Here is a 20,551-nt window from a genome sequence, read left to right as displayed (position 1 = left end):
GTGGTCGAGGTCCCCCCGGGTCACTCCGTCCGGGAGGCGCGGCCCAGCCGCAGGGCCGACACGAGGAAGAACACCCCGCCGGGGACGGCGTAGCCGATCGCGCCGGTGAGCGCGGGGTCGTCGGCCCCGGCCGAGGCGACGAACGACGCTCCGGCCAGCGCCGAGACGGCCCCGCTGAGGATCATGGGCCACTGGCCGCCCAGGGCGCGGCGCGAGAGTGCGACGGCCAGCTGCACCAGCCCGGACACGAACGCCCAGGCTCCCCAGACCCGCAGCACCGCCGGGATCCCGGACGCACAGGCGACGCCCGCGCCCGCGGCGGCGAGCAGGCTGACGGCCACGTTCACGTAGAGCAGTCCCGGCGCCCCGGTGGTGCGCGAGGCCCGAGCGTCGACGACGGCCGCGCCCACGTCGAACAGCGGGTACAGCACGAGCAGCACGGCACCGGCCGGGCTGATCCGGTCCTCCATCGTGAACATCACGAGGGCCCAGAGGAGGGCGAACGCGAACCGGACGAAGTACAGCCGCCGCAGCGCCGAGGCGGCGGCGCGTGCCGAGCTGGTGGTGGAGAGGCGGGTCGGAGCGGCAGTGGTGCTCACGGTGATCCCTTTCGGTGGGTCCGCGCAGGAGGGGCGCCCGGAGAGCGACGGGAGAAGAACCAGAGAAAAACGACGAAGAAGGAAGAACGAACGTTCTGTCCTCTCAGATTGGCAAGCCGCTCCCCCCTTGTCAAGACCGAACGTTCTCCCTTTCCGGGGCGGGTGTCAGTCCACCCGGGCCCGCCCCCGCCGGGCCGGTGCTACCGCGCGCCCCGCCGCCGACGGCGCGCACGTTCGAATTCGTCGACATCCGAGATCCAGGGGCCGTGCCGGTCGAGTGCGGCGCAGCCGCCGGCGACGAAGGCGCTCACCAGGCTCCGGTAGCCGCCCATCCCGTCGACCAGCGTGTACTCGACCGCGTACGCGGGAGCGGACCCGTCCGTGCCCGCGCGTACCGTCGTGATGCGGGCGAGGGAGTCCGCGTAGAAGTGGAGCTGGATCCCTTCGCCCCTCTCCTCGTCCTCGATGGTGAACACCTCGTTGTCCGCGGCGGAGCGGTCGCCGACGAACTCCCAGAACTCCGCGGCGGCCATGCGGGGAGCGCCCGCGACCCACGTGGTCTCGGCGCCCTGGGCGTCGGTGAACGTCAGGGCGGTCTTCCGCGCGCTCCCGCCGCGGCCGGGGTGGTGGCCCGCCGCGTCCTCGTCGTCCGGCACGGGTGCGGACCGGGAGCGGTCCGCGGCCTCCGCGCACATCAGGAAGCCGACGCTGCGCACCGCGTCGTCGGCGAGTTCGGGGTGCGTGCGGCGCACGGCCGCTTCGACCGTCGCCGCCATCCGGCCCCAGTCGCTCCGGTCCGTGGCGCGCTTCCCCCGCCGCGGATCGCGGCCGATCCGCATTCCGGCGCACGCCCCCTCCGCGACGGCGATCACCCGCATGACCTCGGGCAGCAGCGCGGCGTCGACGGCGCCGGGCCTCCGTCGGGGAGCCGTCGCGCCGTGCAGGTACTGGCCCGTGTACGTCAGGACGGCGGTGTCGAGCGGACCGAGCACCGTTCCGCGCCGGGCGCGCCGGCGGACCGCCCGGTACTCCTGGGCCCGTTTCTCGTTCGGCGTCCCGGTCGCCGCGCGCAGCGCCGCGTGCACCCGGCCGCGCTCCAGCAGGCCGGTGTCGGCTCCGTGGGCGACGAGCCGGCCGCCGTCCCACGGGACGCGCCGGAAGAGCGCGTCGATGTCGTCGGGCGCGCCGAGGAGGACCGGGTCCAGGAGCGCGACGGCGGCGCTCTCGTCGAGCCGGCCGCGGGTACCGGCGGCGTCGCACAGCGGAAGGACGGCGCTCCACAGGAGCAGGTGCCGGGCCAGGTCCTCCCGGATCACCGCGAGATGGGCCTCGCCGATCGGGAACGTGAACGTGCGCGGGTCGTGGTTGGCGTCGGCCCCGGCACCGAGCATCAGCTTCAGCCCGCCGTCCTCGCGGATCACGTTCGGGATCCAGCCGCTTCCCCGCGTGAAGACGATGTCGTACACGGACTCAGTCCTTTCGGCGGTGGCGGTACGGCGATGGTGCGCGGTGCGTGCGCGGGCCCGAGGGCCGGGCGCCGGCCCGCCACCGGCGACGCCGAGGACGAACCGTCCGGTCCGGATCCGTAGCGGCGAGCCACGGGTGTCCTTCGTTCCCGTGGGCCGGCTCCGCGAGCGTAGTCGAACCGGCGTGGGCCGCTCCTGAGGGCGAGGTCGCCGTCGGGGCGCTGACACAACCTCCAAGCGTGGCGCCGCAACCGCCCCACCCTTTGGCCGATTCACCAAGCATTCGCCAGGCTGCTATGAGTTTTAGCGTGGCAGATGCAAGATAGGAGGCGCAGTTCGGGGCGCGGATGCCGTCGCTCCGACCAGGTCCGGAAGGCGAGGTCCCCCATGGTCATGCCCACCCTCGACAGCGGCGACGTCGGCTTCGGGCTCCCCACCTCCCCCAGCGCCGGACGGCGCCGGCCCGACGAGCGCATCGCCCGCGTCATCGCCCAGGCCCTCGGCGACGCCCGTACCGTCCTCAACGTCGGCGCGGGCACCGGTTCGTACGAGACCGCCGCCCACACGTTCACCGCGGTCGAGCCGTCGCTCGCGATGCGTGCCCGGCGCCCCGCGCAGCTCGTCACCGCCATCGACGCCGTCGCCGAGGACCTGCCCTTCGCCGACGGGCAGTTCGACGCGGCGATGGCGCTGTTCAGCGTCCAGGACTGGGCGGACGTGGACGCCGGACTGCGCGAGACGCGCCGTGTCACCCGCGGCCCGGTCGTGGTGCTGACCTGCGATCCCGCGCGCGTGCGCGACTTCTGGCTGTACGAGTACGCGCCGGAGGTCCTGGAGACCGAGGCCCGCCGCTATCCGCCCCTCCAGCGACTCGCCGCCGCGCTCGGCGGCACCGTCACCCTCCAGTCCGTTCCCGTGCCGCTGGACTGCACCGACAGTTTCAACGAGGCGTACTACGGCCGCCCCGAACTGCTCCTCGACCCGGCCGCCCGGCAGCCCTGCTCGGCCTGGAGTTTCCTCGACGACCGCGGCCGCCAGGACTTCGACCTCTCCCTGCGGCACGCCCTGGGATCGGGCGCCTGGGACGAGGCCTTCGGACAGCTGCGCGGACGGCCCGCCTACGACGGCTCGCTCGTCCTCGTCCGCGCCACGCCCTGACCCCGGCGGCGCCCCACCCACGGAACGGAGACCGCGGACCCATGCCCGACCCCGGACCCGGCGGCGGACGGACGGCGCCGCCGACGGACCTCACCCGTCCACGGCGCACGGACGCCCAGGGCAACCGCGCCCGCATCGTCGCGTGCGCGGGCGCGGCCCTCGCCGACCGCCCCGACGCGACGCTCCAGTCGATCGCGCGGGCGGCCGGTGTCGGGCAGGGCACCATGTACCGGCACTTCCCCCGCCGGGAAGCGCTGCTCATCGCCGTCTACCGGAGCGACGTCGACGCGCTCGTCCTGGCCGCCCCGCGCCTCCTCGCGGACCACGAACCCCTGGAGGCGCTGCGCCGCTGGGTCGGGCGGCTGGCCGCGTACGGGCGCGGCGGGCCCGGGGTGGCCCAGGCCCTGGAGGCGGCCACCCGCCCCGACCTCGGCGGCCCCGCGTACCCGGCGCTCGCCGCCGCGCTGGGCCGGATCCTCGCCGCCTGCGACGCGGCGGGACTGCTGCGGCCCGGCGTGAGCGCCGACGAGGTGCTGCTCCTGGTGTCGTTCCTGTGGAAGGTCGACGACGGCCCCGACCGGCCCGCCCGCACCGACCGCATGCTCGGGATCGTCATCGACGGGCTGCGGAGCACGGCCCGCGCCTGAGACCGGCCCGCCCGCACCACCCCTACTCGTACCGGTACTTCAGCGACTCGGCCTCGGTCCGCTCGATGTCGGCGAGCGTCAGCTCCGGCATCCGCAGCTGGGCCAGTGTCACTTCGGCCGACGTCGGCTGGGCGTCCGGGGCCAGCCACTGCTCCGGCTTCCAGGCGCCGCTGCGCAGCAGGGACTTGGGGCAGTGCGGGTAGACCTCCTCGATGCCGACCACGAGGGCGCTGGCCGGCGGCTTGCCCACGGCGGTCAGCTGCGACAGCAGCTCGGGGCGGGTGGAGACGACGGCCCGGCCGTTCACGCGCAGGGTGGTGGTCCGCCCGGGGATGATGAACAGCAGGCCGGCCCGGCCGGTGGCGATGACGTTCTGCAAGGTGTCGAGCCGCTTGTTGCCGGTGGCGTCGGGTATGGCCACCGTGCGGTCGTCCAGGACGGCGACGAACCCGGCGGGTCCGCCGCGCGGCGAGACGTCGCAGTTGCCGTCGGCGTCCGCGCTGGCGACCAGGACCAGCGAGGAGCAGCCGATCAACCGCCGGGTCTGGTCGGTGAGTTCGCCCAGCTGCTTGCGCACGGCCGCGGCGCCGGGGAGCGCGTAGGCCCGGCGCAGCGATTCCAGGTCGGCCACGGCGTCGCGGCGGAGTTCGTCGAAAGCACTGCCGGTCAGGGGTGTCGTCATGTCGGCGACCCTAACGATCTCCGTGGGGCACGCTCCAGGGCGGGTCGCGGCCGGGCGCCCGCCGGATGGGGCGACGGGCGCCCCGGGACGGGCGTCGTCACTCTTCTTCCCGGGCGGCTTCCCGGGCGGCTTCCCGTGCGGCGTCGCCTGCCGCGCGGAGCTTCAGGAGGTAGGCGGCGGTGAGGGCGACGGCCCGGTCCGCGTCGCCGGACAGCTCCACGAGGGCGCTCGACGCGGTCGGCCCCGGGATGTCCGCCAGGGCCTGGGTCAGCCGGCTCCGTCCGGGTGCACCGGTGGCGGGGTCGGCGAGACGGGCCACGAGCCCGGCCGCGATCCGCTCCGCCGTCTCCGGGTCGCTCGCCGGCGCCCGCAGCGCGTCGGCCGCGTCCGTGTCGTCGCGTCCCTCCACGATCATGTCGATGAGCGTCGGGACCGCGTCGGGCGTGCCGCGGGCCCCGAGCACCACCGCCGCCCGCCCGCGGACCACGGCGTCGGGGTGCATGAGCGCGTCGCGCAGGTATCCGGCGGCCTCCTCGCCGCGGAGCGCGGCGAGGGCCCGCACGGCCCGTTCCCGCACGGCGGCCACGGGGGCGTCGAGCCCCTCCGCCAGCAGGGCCGGGGCGGCGCCGTCCGAGCGTGCCAGCGCCCAGCGCAGCGCTCCGGCGACGATCGGGTCCGTCTCGCCGAGCGCCGCCTCGACCAGCGCCTCCACCGGTAGGGGAGCCGCGTCGCCCGTGGCGAGGACGGCGCGCTGGCGGGCGCTGGGGCTCTTCGCCGCCAGCGCCCGCAGGAGTGCGACGACCTGGAGCACGTCCTCCCATCCCGCGGGGTCCGCGGCGTCGATCCTGCGCAGGCGCGTGAGCAGCCGGGTCTCGGCCGCGATGCGCTCGCGCGTCTGCCGCACGAGGTCGCCGACGAGCTGTGCGGGGGCGAACCCGGGGTCGTCGAGCGCCCGCCCGATCTCGCGGAGCGACAGGCCGAGCGAGCGCAGGCTCTCGATGTGGAAGACCCGGCGGATGTCCTGCGTGGAGTACTCCCGGTAGCCGGAGCCCGTTCGGCCCGACGGGCGGACCAGGCCGAGGGACTCGTAGTGCCGGAGCATGCGGGCGCTGACCCCGGACCGTCGCGCCACCTCACCGATCAGCATGGTTCCCATCGTCCGCCGCGGGCGCCCCGGGCGCCCCATCGAGGGCCACGACGCGCTTGGCCTCCTCGACCGCCTCCTCGAATCCGGTGTCCGGGTCGCGCAGCAGCCGCAGGGTGGCGAGCGCGTGCGTGCGGGGGCCCGGGTCGGCGGCGGCCGCGGCGGCGTCGAGGACGGCTCGGCCCGCGTCGCCGAGGGCGACCAGTGCCTGGCTCAGGCTCAGCCGGGTCCGCCGCCCACCGTGCCCGAGCCGGGTCGCCAGCAGCGCGGCCAGGGCGGGCTCCTCGCCCGGTGGTACGAGGATCACGGCGGCCCGCCAGGCGCTGCGGGCCACCTCGTCGTCGGGGTCGGACAGCAGTTCCGGGGTGAGCGCGGGCCACGCCCGCCGGTCCCCGATCTTGGACAGGGTGTGCAGCGCCTGGCTGCGGGCCTGTGCGCGCTCCGAGCGGACCTCGCGGAGCAGCCCGGGCAGGGTCAGGGACACCGGGTGGCGGGTGAGCGCCCAGGTCAGCATGTCGCGCACGAAGAACTCGGGCTCGACCGCGGACCGCTCGACGAGCTTGTCCACGCACCGCGGGTCGGGCGTCGTGCCGAGCGCGAGCGCGGCCCGCAGCCGCACGGACGACCGGTCGTCCTCCAGTGCCCGCAGTACCCGTACGGTGTCGGCCTCCCGCCCCGTCCCGGTCGCCGGTCCTGTCATGGTCATCGGGACCACCTCCTCGGGAAGCAGTGAAGACCTTGCCATCGTGTCAAGGTCAAACGGGCTTGGGCGCCCCGCCCGCGGGCCCGCGCGACGACGCAGGTCAGAACGGCCTGCTGGCGTCATCTCCCGCCGACCGGGCACACGGCGTCCGTGACCGCGCGCCCGCGCCGCTACCCGAAAGGCCCCGACCATGACCTCGGTACGCCCCGACCTCGATCCCGAACTCCGTCATCTGCTGGCCGACATGCCCCTCATGTCCGACCTCACCCCCGAGGTGCTGGCGCGGCTGCGCGAGCTGCCCTCGAACCCCATCGACGCGCTGCTCGCGGACCGGAGCGTCGACCGCCGGGAGACCAGCGTGCCGGCCGAGGACGGCACGCCGATCCCGCTGACCGTGCTCAGCCCCGCGGGGCGCGACCGTGCCGGCGCGGCGCCCTGCGTCTACTGGATCCACGGCGGCGGGATGGTCATGGGCGACCGCTTCGCCCAGCTCGAGATCCCGCTGGAGTGGCTCGACGAGTTCGGCGCGGTCGTCGTCTCGGTCGACTACCGGCTCGCCCCGGAGGCCACCGGCACGACCCTCGTGGACGACTGCTACCGCGGGCTGCGCTGGACCGCCGAGCACGCCGCCGACCTGGGCATCGACCCCGACCGGATCGTCGTCGCCGGGGCCAGCGCCGGCGGCGGGCTCGCCGCCGGTCTCACGCTGCTGGCCCGCGACCTCGGCGCCCCGCGGGTCGCCGCGCAGCTGCTGATCTGCCCCATGCTCGACCACCGCAACGACAGCACGTCGAGCCACCAGTTCTCCGGCGGGCCCGGCATGTGGACCGCGGAGATGAACGCGTTCGCGTGGCGGTCCGTCCTCGGCGGCCTGGCGGACGACGAGGTCCCCGCCTACGTCTCCCCCGCGCGCGCCGACGACCTCTCGGGCCTGCCCACCACGTATGTCGACACCGGCTCGGCCGAGGTCTTCCGTGACGAGATCACCGACTACGCCTCACGGCTGTGGGCGGCGGGTGGCCAGGCCGAACTCCACGTCTGGGCCGGGGGATTCCACGGTTTCGACACGCTGTACCCCGAGGCCCGCATCTCGGCCGCCGCCCGCAGGACCCGCACCGACTGGCTGGGCCGGCTGCTGACCGGTCCCGACGCCTGACGCGCCGCCGTCCGACGCTCGCGGGGGCCGCCGCACGGGCCCGGCGGGGCGGGAGGACGGACCGCGCGCACCGCGCCGGGTGCGCCCGCCGTCCGGCCGGCACCGCCCGTCAGACGTCCTCGACCCCCATCATCTGGACGGCCTTGCGGGCCTGGTAGAAGTCCTCGTCGGACACCTCGGGGTCGTCCTCCGTGTCGTGGAGCCAGTCCGCGAGGTCCGCGACGGACCACGTCTCGAAGTCCTCCGGCACGTCGAGGCTGGTCGTCCTGCGCAGGCGCGTGGCGACAGCCGCGTCCCGGACGCTGCGCGTGCTCACCTCGGTCATCTTCCGCACCGCCTTCCGGCGTCATCGGGGGTCGGACAGGCGACGTTGCCAGACAACATCCGTACTGTCCAAACGACCGCGCGGGACGCCGGCCGCGGCGCCGGACGACGTACCGGGCGCGGGCTCGGCACGGCCGCCGCGAGCGGGGGTTCCGCACGGCAACAGCCTTTGCGGGGGCCCGGAGTCGTTCTGGGCGGCACGGAGTCGTCCTGGGCGGCACGGACGTTCAGGTGCGGGTCCCCGGCGGCGGCGGCGTCGCCGCGAGGAGCGGAGCGGGCGGCGGGAGCCGCACGGCCCGGCTCACGCCCCGGGCTGCTCGCCGTCGTGCAACAGGGCGCGCAGCATGGCCTCGTCGTCGGAGCTGAGGTCGGACACGAAGCGGGCCAGCACGCTGTTGCGGTCCTCGCCGCGCCGGAGTTCGGCGTGCATGCGCAGGGCGTGGAGGCCGGAGTCGTCGGTCACCGGGACGTAGGCGTAGCCGCGCCCCCGGCGGGACCGGCTGACCGTGCCCTTCTCGTACAGGCGCGTGAGGATGGTGGTGACCGTGGTGCGCGCGAGGTCGGCGTCGAGCGCCTCGCGGACCTCGCCCGGCGTCAGCGGCTGCCCGGCGGCCCACAGGGCGGCCAGGACGCCGGCCTCCAGTTCTCCGGCCGGTCTGCGGTCCCCGTGCTGCTCGCTCATGGGTCGCATTCTGGCAGATGCGCACGGGCCGCATTCGGGCAGACGTGCGGGGTGGCGGCCGACTGAGCGGCGCCCCTGCACCGGGCTACGAAGGAGCGCGCTCCGAACGGATCTCCGGGCGTCGCCTGCGGACGTAGTCCCGGACGGTGGACACCGACGCGGCGGTGAATCCGGCCTCCTGGGCGAGGTGTTCATGGATGCGGGTGTTCGTGAGCCGGGGCTGTCCGGCCTCCTCCAGCTCGCGCCGCAGGAGGTCGTCGATGAGGTCGCGGACCGGGTCGAGGAGCCGGGGGCGGGCGGGCGGAGCGGGCGCGGGGGGCGCCTCGGGTTCGAGGCCGAGGGCTTCCAGCACGACCTTGCGGGAGACGCGGTGCCGCTGCGCCAGCTCGGAGACGGTGCGGCCGGGGTCCGCCCCGCGGTCCCGGCGGATCCGGTGCGCGACGAGGTCCGGGGATCGGTACAAGGACCTGCCTTTCGTCGGCGCCGGACGGCACGGTCCCGCGGCGTCCGTGGGGGAGTTCCGCAGCGTACGTCTACAGACTAGTAGACAATGGGGGGCCGATCAAAGGTCGGGGCCGGGTCCGCCGGGGCGACGCCCCGCCCGGCTGCCGTCCGAGCGTCACGGAGGAACCGGTGCCCCCTGCGATCCTGGTGGTCGAGGACGACCACGCCCTGCGTGACGTGCTGCGCCGCGGGCTGGCCGAGGAGGGCTTCGACCCGGTCCCGGCGCCGGACGGGGCGACGGCGCTGCGGCTGGCCACGCCCGGTCTCGCCGCGGTGGTGCTCGACATCGGGCTGCCCGACGCGGACGGCCGCGACGTGTGCCGGGCCCTGCGCGCGAACGGTGTCCCGGCTCCCGTGCTCTTCCTCACGGCCCGCACCGCGCTCCACGACCGCCTCTCGGGCTTCGCGGCGGGCGGGGACGACTACCTGTGCAAGCCGTTCCATCTCAGCGAGCTCGTCGCCCGTACCACCGCGCTGCTCCGGCGGTCCCGGCCCGCCCCGGACCGGGGCGCGGACGGCATCGCGGTCGATCCCCTCACGCTGACCGCCCGCGTGAACGGTCGGCAGGTCCGGCTCTCCCCCACCGAGTTCCGGCTGCTGGCCGTGCTCGTCGGGGCCGGCGGGTCGTCCGTGCGGCGCCGCGAACTCGTCCGCGCCGGCTGGCCCGAGGGGGCGTGGGTGAGCGACAACACCCTGGACCAGTACCTGACCCGGCTGCGGCGCAGGCTGCGCGAGGCGGGCAGTCCGCTCACCGTCCGTACCCGGCGCGGGATCGGACACCACCTGTCATGAGGCGCCGGGCCACGTCCCTCCGCCCACGGATGCCGCGCGGCCGTCTTGCGGTGACCGCCGTCGCCTTGGCGGTCCTGGTGACGGCCGTCCTCGCGCTCGTCCTCGACGTCGTCGCGGCCCACGAGCTGCGGTCCCAGGCCGACGGGCGGCTGCGGGGCACGATCGCCGCCGTCGCCTCGGCCGTGGACGTCGCGGGGACCCGCGTCGTGGTGCGCGAGAGCGCCCACGACGCCGCGCTCGACTCCCCCGTGTGGGTCTACGACCGGTCGAAGGCGGTCGAGGCGCCGCCCGTCGGGCGGCGTCCGGCGGTGGCGCGCACCGCGTTACGGCTCGCCGCGTCCGCCGCACCGGCCTGCGCCACCGTCGGCGACGGCGACGGCGACGGCGACGGCGGACCGGAGTGGCGGATGTGCGCCGGCTCCGTGTCCCCGCGCGGACGCGGCGTCGCGGTGGTCGCGGCCCTCGACCTGGCCCCCTACGACGGCTCGGCGCGCCTCCTTTCGGCCTGGTCGGTGGTCTTCGCCGTGGCCACCCTGGCGTGCGCCTGCGTGCTGGCCCGGTCGTCGGTCGCCAGGGCGCTGCGCCCGGTGGCCACGATGACCGAGCGGGCCGCGCGGTGGACCGTGGTCTCCCCGTCCACCCGGTTCGCGGTCCCCGGCGCCCCCGAGGAGCTGCTCCGGCTCGGCTCCGCGCTGGACTCCCTGCTGGACCGGGTCCGCGGCACGCTCCGTCATGAGCGGCTGCTCACCGCCGAGTTGGCGCACGAGTTGCGCACGCCGCTGACCCGGATCGTGGCGGAGCTGGAGCTGTGGCAGGCGCGGCCGCGCGACGACGCCGAGACCCGCCGCGCGCGGACCGCGATCGCCGAGGCGGCCGCGGGCATGCGGGTCATCTGCGACACCCTGCTGGCCGAGGCGCGCGACGGCGCCGCCACCGACGGCGCGCCGCACGGCACCAGCGACGTGTCGGCCGTGCTGCACCGCGTCGCGGACGCCGGGCGAGCCGGGGGCAGGAGGACGGTGGTGCGGGTGGAGGCGGGGCTGCGCGCCGGGGTCGCCGACGCGGTCCTGGAGCGCATCGTCAGCCCGCTGTACGCGAACGCGCTCCGCCACGCGCGGTCGGCGATCACCCTGGAGGCCCGGGCGACGCCCGAGGGCGTGCGCTGCGCGGTGAGCGACGACGGGCCGGGGGTCCCCGCCCGGTTCGTGCCGTACCTGTTCCAGCCCGGACGCCGGGCCGAGCCCGCGGACGGGCACGACGGCGCGGGGCTCGGCCTGTCCCTGGTGCTGCGGCTGGCCCGCTCGGCCGGTGGCACGGCGCGCTACGAGGAGGGCCGCGGCGGCGGAGCCCGCTTCGTCGTCGACCTGCCCGGCTGATCCGCGCTCCGGCTGGTACCCGTACCGGCCCGGCCCGGCCTGCCGCGTCGGCGCCGGACGGCGGACGGCGGACGGCGGACGGCGGACCTCGTCCGGGCCGACGGTCCGCGCGGGGTGGGGCGGGGCGGAACGGGTCGGGGTGGGTCGGGGCGGTGTTCGTCGGGGCGGTGCGGTCGTGCGGGAACCTGAACGCGTCCTGACCGTCCCGCGGTTCGGGGCCGCCTGGACACGGAGCCGTCCCCACGATGGGGCGATGGACCTGGGACCCCTCGCGACCACGGACGCCGTCCGGCGCTTCTCCTCCTGGCTGCGCGGTCGCCTCGGACGGGCCGTGCTCGCCACGTACGCGGCCGCTCTCCTGGCACCGTGGCCGGGCCAGTGGCTCCGGGAGCCGCACCCGCTCCCGCTGGTCCACCTCTCCGCCGGGCTGCGCGTGCCGCCCGTCCTGCTGGGGGTGCTGCTGTTCGCGGCGGGGTTCCAGGTGCGGGCGACGGCACTGTCCGGACTGCTGCGCCGGCCGCTCGGTCTGCTGGCCGCGCTGTCCCTGCACCTGGCGCTTCCGCTGGTGCTGATCCCCGCCCTGGTGCTCCTGCTGCGCGGCACGCCGGACGCCGATCACGGCAGCGGCATCGTCACGGCCATGGTGCTGATCGTGGCGATGCCGGTCGCGGCCAACGCCACGGTGTGGACGGCGAAGGGCGACGGCGACCAGCCGGCCATGGTCGCCACCGTCCTGGGGTCCACGCTGCTCAGCCCGCTGACCACCCCGGTCGTGATCGCGGCCCTGGGACGGCTCGTCCGTGGCGGGTACGCGGACCGGCTCGCGGTCGCCGCGCGGGCCGCGCACGGCGGGCTCGCGCTCACCGGCATCGTCCTGCCGTGCGCGGCCGGCGTGCTCTGCCGGGCCGTGCTGCGGCGCGGCCGGTGCGGGACGTGGGAGAGCGGGGTCGGCGCCGCCGGGCTGCTCGCCTCCCTGGGCACCACGTACGTCAACGCCAGCGGCGCGCTGGGGCCGTGCCTGGCACACCCGCGTCCGCTGCTGGTGGCCGCGTGCGTCGTCACGGCGGCCGGGGTGTGCGTGGCGTCGTTCGTCCTGGGGAGTGCGGCCGGCGCGGTGCTGCGCCTGAACCGGGGCGGGCGGTCGTCGCTCGCTCTGGCCTGCGGCATGAACAACAGCAGCGCGGGCGCCGTCCTGATCAGCACCGCTCTGCCGGACAAGCCGTATCTCCTCATGCCCGTCCTGACCTACGGACTGGTGCAGAAGAGCGTCGCCGGGCTGGTGGTGCGCGGCGCGCGTCCGGCGCCGTCCGCGTCCCCGTCGCGATGACGCCCGTACGGGGATTCTGCCCGTACGGGAAGGGGCTGTACGGGAAGGGGCTGTAGGGGAAGGGGCTGTACGGGCGTCATGACGGCGCCCGGTGAACTCGGCGGTGTACGGCGGCGGTTCGCCGCGGGCGACCCCGCGCTACGGCGACACGGGCCGCGCGCCGGCCGGGGGGGGGTCCGCCCGCGCCGCGCTCAGGGGTTCCGGCGCGGCGGCGGTGTCGGCGCCCGGCGGTTCCTGTCGGCCGCGTCGAGGGCCGCGGCGGCGAGTGCCAGCCAGGCGACGGCCAGGAGCCATCCCGCGACGATGTCGCTGGCCCAGTGCACCCCGAGGTAGACGCGGGTGCAGGCGACGGCCGCCGCCCACGCCGCGGCGAGCGCCCGGAGGCAGCGGCCGGCGCCGCGGTGCGTCAGGTGTCCCGCCGCCCAGCACACGACTCCGGCGGTGATCGCGGAGGTCGTGGTGTGCCCGGACGGCAGGGAGAAGCCGGAGGCGTGGGTGGCCCAGCCGGCCCGCGGCGGCCGGGGGCGGGCGACGAGGGCCATCACGGCGAGGCGCACACCCTGCCCGGCCAGGAGCACGCCGAGGCCGGTCAGTCCGCGGGTCAGCCTCGCGGTCCACGCACCGCCGGTGAGCGCCGCGGCGGTGAAGGTGATCAGGTACGGCCACAGCGAGGTGCCGGTGGCGGTGACGAGGCGGGCGATGTCCACCGCGAAAGCCGTGCGGTGCCCGAGCGACCAGGCGTGCACAGCCGTGTCGGCGGCGAGGGGCCGGTCCCCGGCCACCAGCACCGCGCCGGTCAGGAGGGCCAGCAGCAGGACGGCGACGCCGCCGGCCCGGGGCAGCCACGGCGGCTGCCGGGTCCGGCGCGCGCCCGCCGCTCCCCGCTCACCGGGGGCGCGCGCCGTCATGGGACGGGCACCTGGGCGGGCTCCGGCTCTCCGGAGGTGCGCGGCGGGGCGACGGAGCGCAGGACCAGCCGCATGGAGACGACGGCGACGACCGTGCCGAGCAGCAGACCCGCCACGACGTCGTGCGGGTAGTGCGCGCCGACCCAGACGCGGGAGAGCGCCATGAGGACGGCGGCGGGCAGGGCGGCGGCCGCGAGCCCGCGGTCGACGAACCAGAGGGCCACCGCGGCGGCGGCCGCGATGGCCGCGTGGTTGCTGGGGAAGGACCAGTCCCCCACCGGCGGACAGGTCTGGAGGGGCGTGACGTGCAGGACCTGGCACGGGCGGGCCTCGTGGAGCAGGCTCTTCGTGCCGTAGTCGGCGAGGAAGGCGACGACCGCGACGACCGGAACGGCCAGGGCGGGCCGTTGTGGGCGCCCCGCGGCCCGGGCGCGCAGCCAGGCCAGGACCATGAGGACGGCGAAGAGACCGAGCCCCCAGTCCGACCACAGGGAGACGAGGTCGTTCACGGCGGCGGGCGTGCGGTCGGTCAGGTGCGCGATCCCGGTGTAGAGGGAGTCGTCGGCGAACGAAGCGGTGGTCACGGTCACTCCCCGGCAGCGGTCGTCCGGGCCGCGGCGGCGCGGCGGCGGTTCCTGCGTGCGCGCAGGACCTCCAGGGCGAGGGGGAGCAGCGAGACGGCGACGACGAGGGCGACCAGGGGCAGCAGGTAGCGGTCGACGTCGGGGACGGACGATCCGAGGGCGTACCCGGCCAGGACCAGGCCGACCGTCCACACTGCGCCGCCGACGCTCTGCCAGAGGACGAACGTGCGGGCGGGCACGTCCAGGGCTCCGGCCAGCGGGTTCAGCACCGTACGCACCACGGGGACGAACCGGGCCAGGACGATCGCCTTGGCGTGCCCGTACCGGGCCAGCAGTTCCTCGGCGCGCGCCGCCCCGTCACGCAGGCGGCGCGAGCGGCTGCGGGCCAGCAGGGCGCGGCCGCCCTTGCGGCCGATCCAGTAGCCGACCTGGGCGCCCGCCAGCGCTCCCGCCACGGAGGCGAGGAGGACCTGGGGCAGGGAGAGGTGCGCGCCGTCCCGCCCGGAGGCGCACAGCAGTCCGGCGGTGAACAGCAGCGAGTCCCCCGGGAGGAAGAAGCCGATCAGGAGGCCGGTCTCCGCGAACAGGACGACCGCGACGCCCAGGGCGCCGAAGGCGGTCAGCAGGGAACCGGCGTCCAGGACATTGACCGCGAGGGGATGGGACGCGGCGGTGGCGCACAGATCGGGGCACGAAGGCACGCCGATTCCTTCCGTAGGGAACATCGGGCGGCGTCCGGTCAGGGGCGTGCCGGGTCGCTGAACGGCACGACGTCTACACGCCAGTAGTCGGACTACAACACTGTAGACGTTCTTCTGTCACACTGAGTTCCATGGCTGAGGAGATCGGAAGCCGCCGGCCGGCCGGCGAGCTGGAAGCGCGGGCCCTGGCGTCCCTCTGGGAAGCCGGCCGCCCGCTCACCCCGGGGGAGCTGCGGCGGCGGCTCGGGGACGGCCTGGCGCGCACGACCGTGTCCACCATCCTGATCCGCCTGTATGACAAGGGCGTGGTCCGACGCTCCCCCTCCGGACGCGGATTCGCGTACGAGCCCGCGGCCGACGCCTCCGGTCTCACGGCCCGGCGCATGCACGCGGAACTCGATCGCGGGCAGGACCGCACGAGTGTCCTGGCGCGCTTCGTGGGCGACCTGAGCGACGAGGACGGCGAGACGCTGCGCGCCCTGCTGTCCGGCATGGGCGACAGCTTGGGAGACAGCCTGGGAAACAGCTTGGGAGACACCGAGAAGTGATCTACGCCGTCTGGCTGCCGCTGCTCGTGCCGTTCCTGGCGGTTCCCGTCGCCCGGCGGGTCGCCGCCCGCCTGTCCCCGCGCACGTCGGTCTGGACGCTGACCCTGACGTCCGCGGTCCTCGCCGCGTGCAGCACGCTCGCCCTGGGGACCCTGCTCCTCGCCGGCGCGTTGCGCCTCTCCCCCGTCGCGGCGCTGGAGGACATCCGACCCCGCTGGCTGGGCGCGCCGTTCTGGTGGACCACGCCCGCGGCGATCGGTGCGGCGGGCGCCCTCGCGGCGGGTCTCGGGCTCGCGGTCCGGCGCCTGACCGGTCAGTTCCGGGAGCTGCGGGCGGCGCGCGCGGCGGCGGGGCCGCGGGCCGGGGACCTGTCCGTCGCGGCGCACGGCCATCCGTACGCCTACGCGCTGCCCGGGCGGCTGGGCCGCCCCGGCACCGTCGTCGTCAGCTCGGCCATGGTGCGGGCGCTGAGCGCGGCGGAGCGGGAGGCGCTGTTCGCGCACGAGCGCGCGCACCTGAGCGGGCGGCACCACCTGTTCCTGGGCTGCGCGCAGGTGGCGTCCGTCCTCCACCCGTCGCTGCGGGAGCTGCGGCGGCCGCTCGCCTTCCACCTGGAGCGCTGGGCGGACGAGTCGGCGGCGGCCGCCGTGGGCGACCGGAAGCTGACCGCGCGGGCGATCAGCCGGGCGGCGCTGGCCGCTCACGCCTCTCCGCTGCGCCCGCCCCGCGCCGGGGTCCTCCTCGGCGCCACGACGGGCCCCGTTCCCCAGCGGGTGCTCGCCCTGCTCGCTCCGGCGGGCGGCGCGCCCGGGCCCGTGGCGAGGCGGTCCCGGCGGTGCGTGGCGGCGCTGCTCCTGTGCTCCGTGGCCGTGTCGGGCGCGGGCGCCCTGCACGCCGTCGCGGACCTGCACTCCGACGTGGAGGTCGCGGAGACCCACCGCCCGGCCGCGCCCTGATCCCCGTACGGGCCGGCGGACCGGCGGGCGGTCCCGGTACGGCGCAGGGGCCGCACCGGTCGGTGCGGCCCCTGCGTACTGCGGGTGACCCCTCTGTGCTGTCCTTCGCTCCGCGCCGCTCGCGGCCGGGACTACTTCAGGGCCTTGGCGAACTGCGGCACGACCTTGTCCAGGGCGTAGTTCACCGAGAGCACGGAGTCCGTGGCGAACGCCTGGGCGGACGCGGAGTTCAGTTCGAACACCACGTCGTGGCCCTTCTGGACCGCGGGAACCTTCTTGAACAGCGCGTCGTTCCGGATCGTCGACGCGGACACCCCGATGGGCTCCATGACGACGAGGTCGGAGTCGAGCTTGTTCACGTTCTCGCGGGCGACGCTGATGAAGAAGCTGTTGCCGCCCTGCTTCTCGACCCAGGGGTTGTTCTTGAAGCCGAGCCGCTCCAGGAAGTCCACCCGGCCGCTGCCGCGCACGTAGGCGCCGAAGCCCTCGGAGGTCAGCGAGCCCGACGTGATCGTCTTGTCCTTGAACTCGGGGTGCGCCTTCGCCACGGCGGCGAACTTGGCCTTGGTCCTGGCGATCAGCGCCTGGCCCTTGTCGTGCAGGCCGAGGGCGTCGGCGACCATCTCGGTCTGGTCCTGCCAGTCGGTCAGGTACTGGTCGCCGCCCTTGGGCACGCCGACGGTCGGCGCGATCTTGCTGAGGGTGTCGTACCGCTTCTGGTCCCCGCTCGACTTCGTGTCGAGGATCAGGTCGGGCTGAAGCGCGGCGATCTTCTCGTATTCGGGTTCGAGCGTGCCGATCTTCTTCGGGCTCTTGTCGTACGTGCCCTTCGCCCACGGGCCGACGCCGTCGCCGCCGAAGGCGAGCCAGTCGCTCGCCCCGACCGGCTGGACCCCGAGGGCGAGCGCGGTCTCCGCGTCGCCCCAGCCGAGCGCGACCACGCGCTTGGGCTGCTTCTTCACGGTCACGTCGCCGAACTTGGTGGCGACCTTCGCGGGGAAGTGCCCCTTGGCGACCGACCCGGTGTCCTCGGAGCTGTCACCGCCGGAACCGGACGAGCACCCCGCGACCACGAGGGACGCGGCGACCGCGGTGGCGGCGAGGGTGACGCGGCGGCCACGGGAACGGGAGACGGCGGCACCGGCCTGCCGAGCAGCATGAATCGAACGCTTGAGCATGAAGAAAGGCTAACCTAACCAACACGGCCTCCTGACCGGCCCCCGTGGCACCGCAGGTTCAGCTCCGCAGGTCCAGGGGCGCGGAACGTGCGGCGGAACTGAACGTGCCCGCACTGGACGCGTGCCGCTCCACCGCGCGGCCGCCGGGTGGGGTCACGGCATGGCCGTGCCGGTCAGCACGCCGGCCGGAGCGAGGCAGGCCACCGTCGCCGTCCCCACGACGGCACCTCGCAGGACGAGGGCCAGCGCACGGCCGCCTGTACGGCTGCCCCAGGACGAGGCCCGGCCCGAGCCAGAGCAGTCCCCGCGCCGCGGTCAGCACCATCATCTGCTGCAATTTCTCCATGGAGCGAGCTGAACTCACCACGTGCTCCGCCCCCCGTAGTGCCGTGGTTTCGCGGCGCCCGCTTCCCGCGGAATCGGCCTAGAAAGCAGACGCGGCCCCCAACCCGGTCAACTGGCTTTCCGGACAGCGGGGTTGAACGCCGTCCATGGCATCAGAAATACGCTCCCCCGCGATCGGGCGTCCCTAGACTGCCCGGATGGATCGGGCAGCGGATGTCGTGCGACGCGCGCTCCCGGCGCTGCCGGCCGAGCCGTTGGCCGTCGACGCCGTCGTGAGTCGCGGGTACACGTACGCCGAGCACGCGGTGGCGCGGCTGAGGGACGGGCGGTCGGCGTTCGTCAAGCTCGCGGTGGACGACACGACCGCGTCCTGGCTGCGGGCCGAGTACGCGATCTACTCGGCGCTCGACGGACCTTGGCGCCCCGACGTGCTCGGCTGGCACGACGACGGATCACTGCCGGTCCTGGTGCTGGAGGACCTGTCCGGGGCTCCCTGTCCGCCGCCCTGGACGGCCGAGCGGGTGGACGCCGTGCTGGCCGCCCTCGCCGAGGTCAGCGCGCATCCGGTGCCGCCGGGGCTGGCTCCCATCGACGACAACGCGTTCCACCGGTCGGGGTGGCCGGAGGTCGCCAGGGCGCCCGAGCCGTTCCTCGCGCTCGGCATGTGCTCGTCCGCGTGGCTGTCGCGGGCGCTGCCCACCCTGTTGTCCGTCGGAGACCCCGCCGCGCTGGCCGGGGACGCGCTGCTCCACCTCGACGTACGCAGCGACAACCTGTTCTTCCGCGGGGACCGGGCGGTCCTCGTCGACTGGAATCTGGCCGCGTACGGCAATCCGGCCATGGACGTGGCGTTCTGGCTGCCCAGCCTCCACATGGAGGGCGGGCCGGAGCCGGAGAAGGTGCGCGAGGTGGAACCCGCGCTGGTGGCGCTGGTCGCGGGCTTCTTCGCCGGCCGGGCGGGACTGCCGCACATCCCGGTGGCTCCGCAGGTCCGGGACGTGCAGCGGCGCCAGCTGGAGGTGGCCCTGCCCTGGGCCGCCCGCGTCCTGGACCTGCCCGCGCCCGCCCCCGTGACCGGAATCTGAACCACCGCTCCCTTTCCCTTGCGCTCCAGCACCCGGTCGAGTGCGCCGAGGCCCATAACGTGGCGCTCTTCGGAGGGCGTTGGCACTCGGCGATGACATCCCGGTTCTGGTGGCCGATCGCAACGGGGGCATCTGGACCGCCTATCGCGACGAGGGCGTCTACGGCGACCACCCGGAGTCCAGAGCCGGCCGGCATGGCGGGTTGGAGCACCCGGGATGCCGCGACGGGGGCACCGCGGAGGCGGCTTCCCGGGTGGCCGCTGGAGGGTTGTGGTTGCACGGCCGCCACCGAAGGCGAGTCGGTACGGCGACGTCGCGAGCGACCGCGGCCCGGTCAACGCTCCGGACGGGTGCGCGGTGCGCGGCACGCGGGTCGTTGCGACCAGCCGCGACCACCACAGGCGCACGACCACCGTGAACCGCGCCGAGCTGGTCGGCGACGCATGCGTCGCCGTCGATCAGGAGCGGGTGCGCGTACCCGGGCCGGCAGTCATGAAGTACGGCCAGGGCCGCAACGGAACCCCGTCTCCCGCAGCCGGACAGCCGGACAGCCGGACCGTGGCAGGGAGTCCGTCGAGGCCCTCACCCGCGATGAGATCGACGGAAAGACGCCGATCGCCGCCGGGAGGTATGGGCGGCCCGCCCCGGGTTACGGTAAAGGGAACGCAAAGGTGTGGGTGTTTCCTGGAGAGGGGTGTGGGTTGGCCGGCGGGAAGAAGGCGCAGCTGCTCGATGGTCTGCTCGTGGACGAGTCACGTCCGGAGCGGCCCCTGCTGCTGGACGAGGACGGGCGTCCACTGCGGACCTGGCGGGAGAACTATCCGTACTCCACCAAGCTGAAGCGCCAGGAGTACGAGCGGCACAAGCGTCTGTTGCAGATCGAGCTGCTGAAGTTGCAGAAGCACGTGCGCGAGCAGGGGCTGCGGGTGGTCGTGGTGTGCGAGGGGCGGGACGCCGCGGGCAAGGGGGGCACGATCAAGCGGTTCACCGAGCGACTCAATCCCCGCGGTGCCCGCGTCGTCGCGCTGGAGACGCCGACGGACCGGGAGGCGGGGCAGTGGTACTTCCAGCGGTACGTCAGCCAGCTGCCCGCGGCCGGCGAGATCGTGTTCTTCGACCGGTCCTGGTACAACCGGGCCGGCGTGGAGCCGGTGATGGGCTTCTGCACCCCCGAGCAGCACCGGCACTTCCTGGACCAGGCGCCGCTCTTCGAGCGCATGCTGACCGACGACGGGATCGTGCTGGTGAAATTCTGGTTCTCCGTCTCCCGCGCCGAGCAGCGCACCCGCTTCGCGATCCGCCAGATCGACCCGGTGCGGCAGTGGAAACTCTCCTCCACCGATCTCGCCTCCCTGGAGCTCTGGGACGCCTATACGCGGGCCAAGGTCGAGATGTTCCGCGCCACCGACACCGACTACGCACCCTGGACGGTGGTGAAGACGAACGACAAGCGACGCGGCCGACTGGAAGCCATGCGGCACCTGCTGTTCCGCATCGACTACCAGGCCCGCGACGTCGAGGCGGTCGGCAAGCCGGACCCGCTGCTGATCGGCCCCGCCGACACGCTGCTCGAACCCGGCGAGGGTCCGGCCGACCTCTCCCCCAGCCGCCTGGCCGACCCCACCCGGGGCCCGGGGCCCGGGCAACACCCCTGAGCGTGCCGTCCGGGCCGGCCCGGACGGCCGT

General features: G+C 75.1%; 22 protein-coding genes. 10 read left to right on the top strand and 12 right to left on the bottom strand.

From position 1 onward, the window contains the following. Positions 1 to 20: 20 nt before the first annotated feature. Together ACIP5K_RS32305 and ACIP5K_RS32300 are read right to left on the bottom strand one after the other, a co-directional pair. Positions 21 to 599: a hypothetical protein gene (locus ACIP5K_RS32305; RefSeq protein ID WP_401415308.1), complete on the bottom strand. Its 579-nt coding sequence runs from the start codon at positions 597 to 599 to the stop codon at positions 21 to 23. Between the two features lie 200 nt (positions 600 to 799). Further along, positions 800 to 2,065: a DUF6357 family protein gene (locus ACIP5K_RS32300; protein ID WP_401415306.1), complete on the bottom strand. Its 1,266-nt coding sequence runs from the start codon at positions 2,063 to 2,065 to the stop codon at positions 800 to 802. 387 nt (positions 2,066 to 2,452) lie between these two features. Between ACIP5K_RS32300 and ACIP5K_RS32295 the strand changes: the two genes are divergently transcribed. Next, a complete protein-coding gene (locus ACIP5K_RS32295; protein WP_401415304.1) occupies positions 2,453 to 3,223 on the top strand; it encodes a class I SAM-dependent methyltransferase in 771 nt (256 codons plus the stop codon). 41 nt (positions 3,224 to 3,264) lie between these two features. Beyond that, positions 3,265 to 3,870 (top strand): TetR/AcrR family transcriptional regulator, encoded by a 606-nt coding sequence (locus ACIP5K_RS32290; RefSeq protein ID WP_401415303.1) that lies wholly within the window; start codon positions 3,265 to 3,267, stop codon positions 3,868 to 3,870. Between the two features lie 22 nt (positions 3,871 to 3,892). Here the strand turns inward: ACIP5K_RS32290 and ACIP5K_RS32285 are convergent, their stop codons facing one another. The 3 genes from ACIP5K_RS32285 to ACIP5K_RS32275 all read right to left on the bottom strand — a co-directional run bounded on the left by ACIP5K_RS32285 (position 3,893) and on the right by ACIP5K_RS32275 (position 6,441). Then, positions 3,893 to 4,552: an MSMEG_1061 family FMN-dependent PPOX-type flavoprotein gene (locus ACIP5K_RS32285; RefSeq protein WP_401415301.1), complete on the bottom strand. Its 660-nt coding sequence runs from the start codon at positions 4,550 to 4,552 to the stop codon at positions 3,893 to 3,895. 97 nt (positions 4,553 to 4,649) lie between these two features. Then, positions 4,650 to 5,699 (bottom strand): MerR family transcriptional regulator, encoded by a 1,050-nt coding sequence (locus tag ACIP5K_RS32280; protein ID WP_401415299.1) that lies wholly within the window; start codon positions 5,697 to 5,699, stop codon positions 4,650 to 4,652. Further along, entirely contained in the window at positions 5,686 to 6,441 is a 756-nt protein-coding gene (locus ACIP5K_RS32275; protein ID WP_401415297.1) for a HEAT repeat domain-containing protein, read from the bottom strand. Before ACIP5K_RS32275 ends, ACIP5K_RS32280 begins: the two co-directional genes overlap by 14 nt. A gap of 148 nt (positions 6,442 to 6,589) precedes the next feature. On the opposite strand from ACIP5K_RS32275, the gene ACIP5K_RS32270 reads away from it, so the two are divergent. After that, positions 6,590 to 7,555: an alpha/beta hydrolase gene (locus ACIP5K_RS32270; RefSeq protein ID WP_401415295.1), complete on the top strand. Its 966-nt coding sequence runs from the start codon at positions 6,590 to 6,592 to the stop codon at positions 7,553 to 7,555. A 109-nt stretch (positions 7,556 to 7,664) separates the two neighbouring features. Here ACIP5K_RS32270 and ACIP5K_RS32265 read toward each other — a convergent pair whose 3' ends face one another. From ACIP5K_RS32265 to ACIP5K_RS32255, 3 genes are all read right to left on the bottom strand, one after another. Next, complete coding sequence (locus ACIP5K_RS32265; RefSeq protein WP_401415294.1) at positions 7,665 to 7,871, bottom strand: hypothetical protein; 207 nt, start codon at positions 7,869 to 7,871, stop codon at positions 7,665 to 7,667. 309 nt (positions 7,872 to 8,180) lie between these two features. Then, on the bottom strand, positions 8,181 to 8,561 hold the full coding sequence (locus tag ACIP5K_RS32260; protein WP_401415292.1) for a BlaI/MecI/CopY family transcriptional regulator: 381 nt from the start codon (positions 8,559 to 8,561) through the stop codon (positions 8,181 to 8,183). A gap of 85 nt (positions 8,562 to 8,646) precedes the next feature. Then, a complete protein-coding gene (locus tag ACIP5K_RS32255; RefSeq protein WP_401415290.1) occupies positions 8,647 to 9,024 on the bottom strand; it encodes a hypothetical protein in 378 nt (125 codons plus the stop codon). A gap of 170 nt (positions 9,025 to 9,194) precedes the next feature. Between ACIP5K_RS32255 and ACIP5K_RS32250 the strand changes: the two genes are divergently transcribed. The 3 genes from ACIP5K_RS32250 (at position 9,195) to ACIP5K_RS32240 (ending at position 12,560) form a co-directional block, all read left to right on the top strand. Next, on the top strand, positions 9,195 to 9,857 hold the full coding sequence (locus ACIP5K_RS32250; RefSeq protein ID WP_401415288.1) for a response regulator transcription factor: 663 nt from the start codon (positions 9,195 to 9,197) through the stop codon (positions 9,855 to 9,857). A 50-nt stretch (positions 9,858 to 9,907) separates the two neighbouring features. Next, complete coding sequence (locus ACIP5K_RS32245; RefSeq protein WP_401415286.1) at positions 9,908 to 11,233, top strand: sensor histidine kinase; 1,326 nt, start codon at positions 9,908 to 9,910, stop codon at positions 11,231 to 11,233. Positions 11,234 to 11,486: 253 nt separating this feature from the next. Further along, positions 11,487 to 12,560, top strand: coding sequence for a sodium-dependent transporter (locus ACIP5K_RS32240; protein WP_401415285.1), 1,074 nt, complete (start codon positions 11,487 to 11,489; stop codon positions 12,558 to 12,560). 191 nt (positions 12,561 to 12,751) lie between these two features. On the opposite strand, the gene ACIP5K_RS32235 is transcribed toward ACIP5K_RS32240, so the two are convergent. The 3 genes from ACIP5K_RS32235 to ACIP5K_RS32225 are packed head-to-tail and all read right to left on the bottom strand — an operon-like array spanning position 12,752 to position 14,777. Continuing rightward, entirely contained in the window at positions 12,752 to 13,468 is a 717-nt protein-coding gene (locus tag ACIP5K_RS32235; RefSeq protein ID WP_401415283.1) for a phosphatase PAP2 family protein, read from the bottom strand. Further along, complete coding sequence (locus tag ACIP5K_RS32230; RefSeq protein ID WP_401415282.1) at positions 13,465 to 14,052, bottom strand: phosphatase PAP2 family protein; 588 nt, start codon at positions 14,050 to 14,052, stop codon at positions 13,465 to 13,467. Before ACIP5K_RS32230 ends, ACIP5K_RS32235 begins: the two co-directional genes overlap by 4 nt. Before the next feature lie 2 nt (positions 14,053 to 14,054). After that, on the bottom strand, positions 14,055 to 14,777 hold the full coding sequence (locus ACIP5K_RS32225; RefSeq protein ID WP_401415280.1) for a DedA family protein: 723 nt from the start codon (positions 14,775 to 14,777) through the stop codon (positions 14,055 to 14,057). 107 nt (positions 14,778 to 14,884) lie between these two features. On the opposite strand from ACIP5K_RS32225, the gene ACIP5K_RS32220 reads away from it, so the two are divergent. Continuing rightward, positions 14,885 to 15,301: a BlaI/MecI/CopY family transcriptional regulator gene (locus ACIP5K_RS32220; RefSeq protein WP_401415278.1), complete on the top strand. Its 417-nt coding sequence runs from the start codon at positions 14,885 to 14,887 to the stop codon at positions 15,299 to 15,301. Next, positions 15,298 to 16,257: a M56 family metallopeptidase gene (locus ACIP5K_RS32215; protein ID WP_401415276.1), complete on the top strand. Its 960-nt coding sequence runs from the start codon at positions 15,298 to 15,300 to the stop codon at positions 16,255 to 16,257. The genes ACIP5K_RS32220 and ACIP5K_RS32215 overlap by 4 nt, the downstream gene beginning before the upstream one ends. A 131-nt stretch (positions 16,258 to 16,388) precedes the next feature. On the opposite strand, the gene ACIP5K_RS32210 is transcribed toward ACIP5K_RS32215, so the two are convergent. Next, complete coding sequence (locus ACIP5K_RS32210) at positions 16,389 to 17,435, bottom strand: iron-siderophore ABC transporter substrate-binding protein (protein WP_401415275.1); 1,047 nt, start codon at positions 17,433 to 17,435, stop codon at positions 16,389 to 16,391. A gap of 542 nt (positions 17,436 to 17,977) precedes the next feature. Between ACIP5K_RS32210 and ACIP5K_RS32205 the strand changes: the two genes are divergently transcribed. Together ACIP5K_RS32205 and ppk2 are read left to right on the top strand one after the other, a co-directional pair. Further along, complete coding sequence (locus ACIP5K_RS32205; protein ID WP_401415273.1) at positions 17,978 to 18,865, top strand: phosphotransferase family protein; 888 nt, start codon at positions 17,978 to 17,980, stop codon at positions 18,863 to 18,865. 671 nt (positions 18,866 to 19,536) lie between these two features. Beyond that, on the top strand, positions 19,537 to 20,520 hold the full coding sequence (gene ppk2, locus ACIP5K_RS32200) for a polyphosphate kinase 2 (protein WP_401415271.1): 984 nt from the start codon (positions 19,537 to 19,539) through the stop codon (positions 20,518 to 20,520). The last annotated feature ends 31 nt before the right edge of the window (positions 20,521 to 20,551 follow it).

The sequence above is a fragment of the Streptomyces sp. NPDC088785 genome, assembly GCF_044750685.1.
GTDB lineage: Bacteria > Actinomycetota > Actinomycetes > Streptomycetales > Streptomycetaceae > Streptomyces.
The sequence above is the reverse complement of the archived record's forward strand: the minus strand, read 5'-3'. Positions and strand labels throughout refer to the sequence as shown.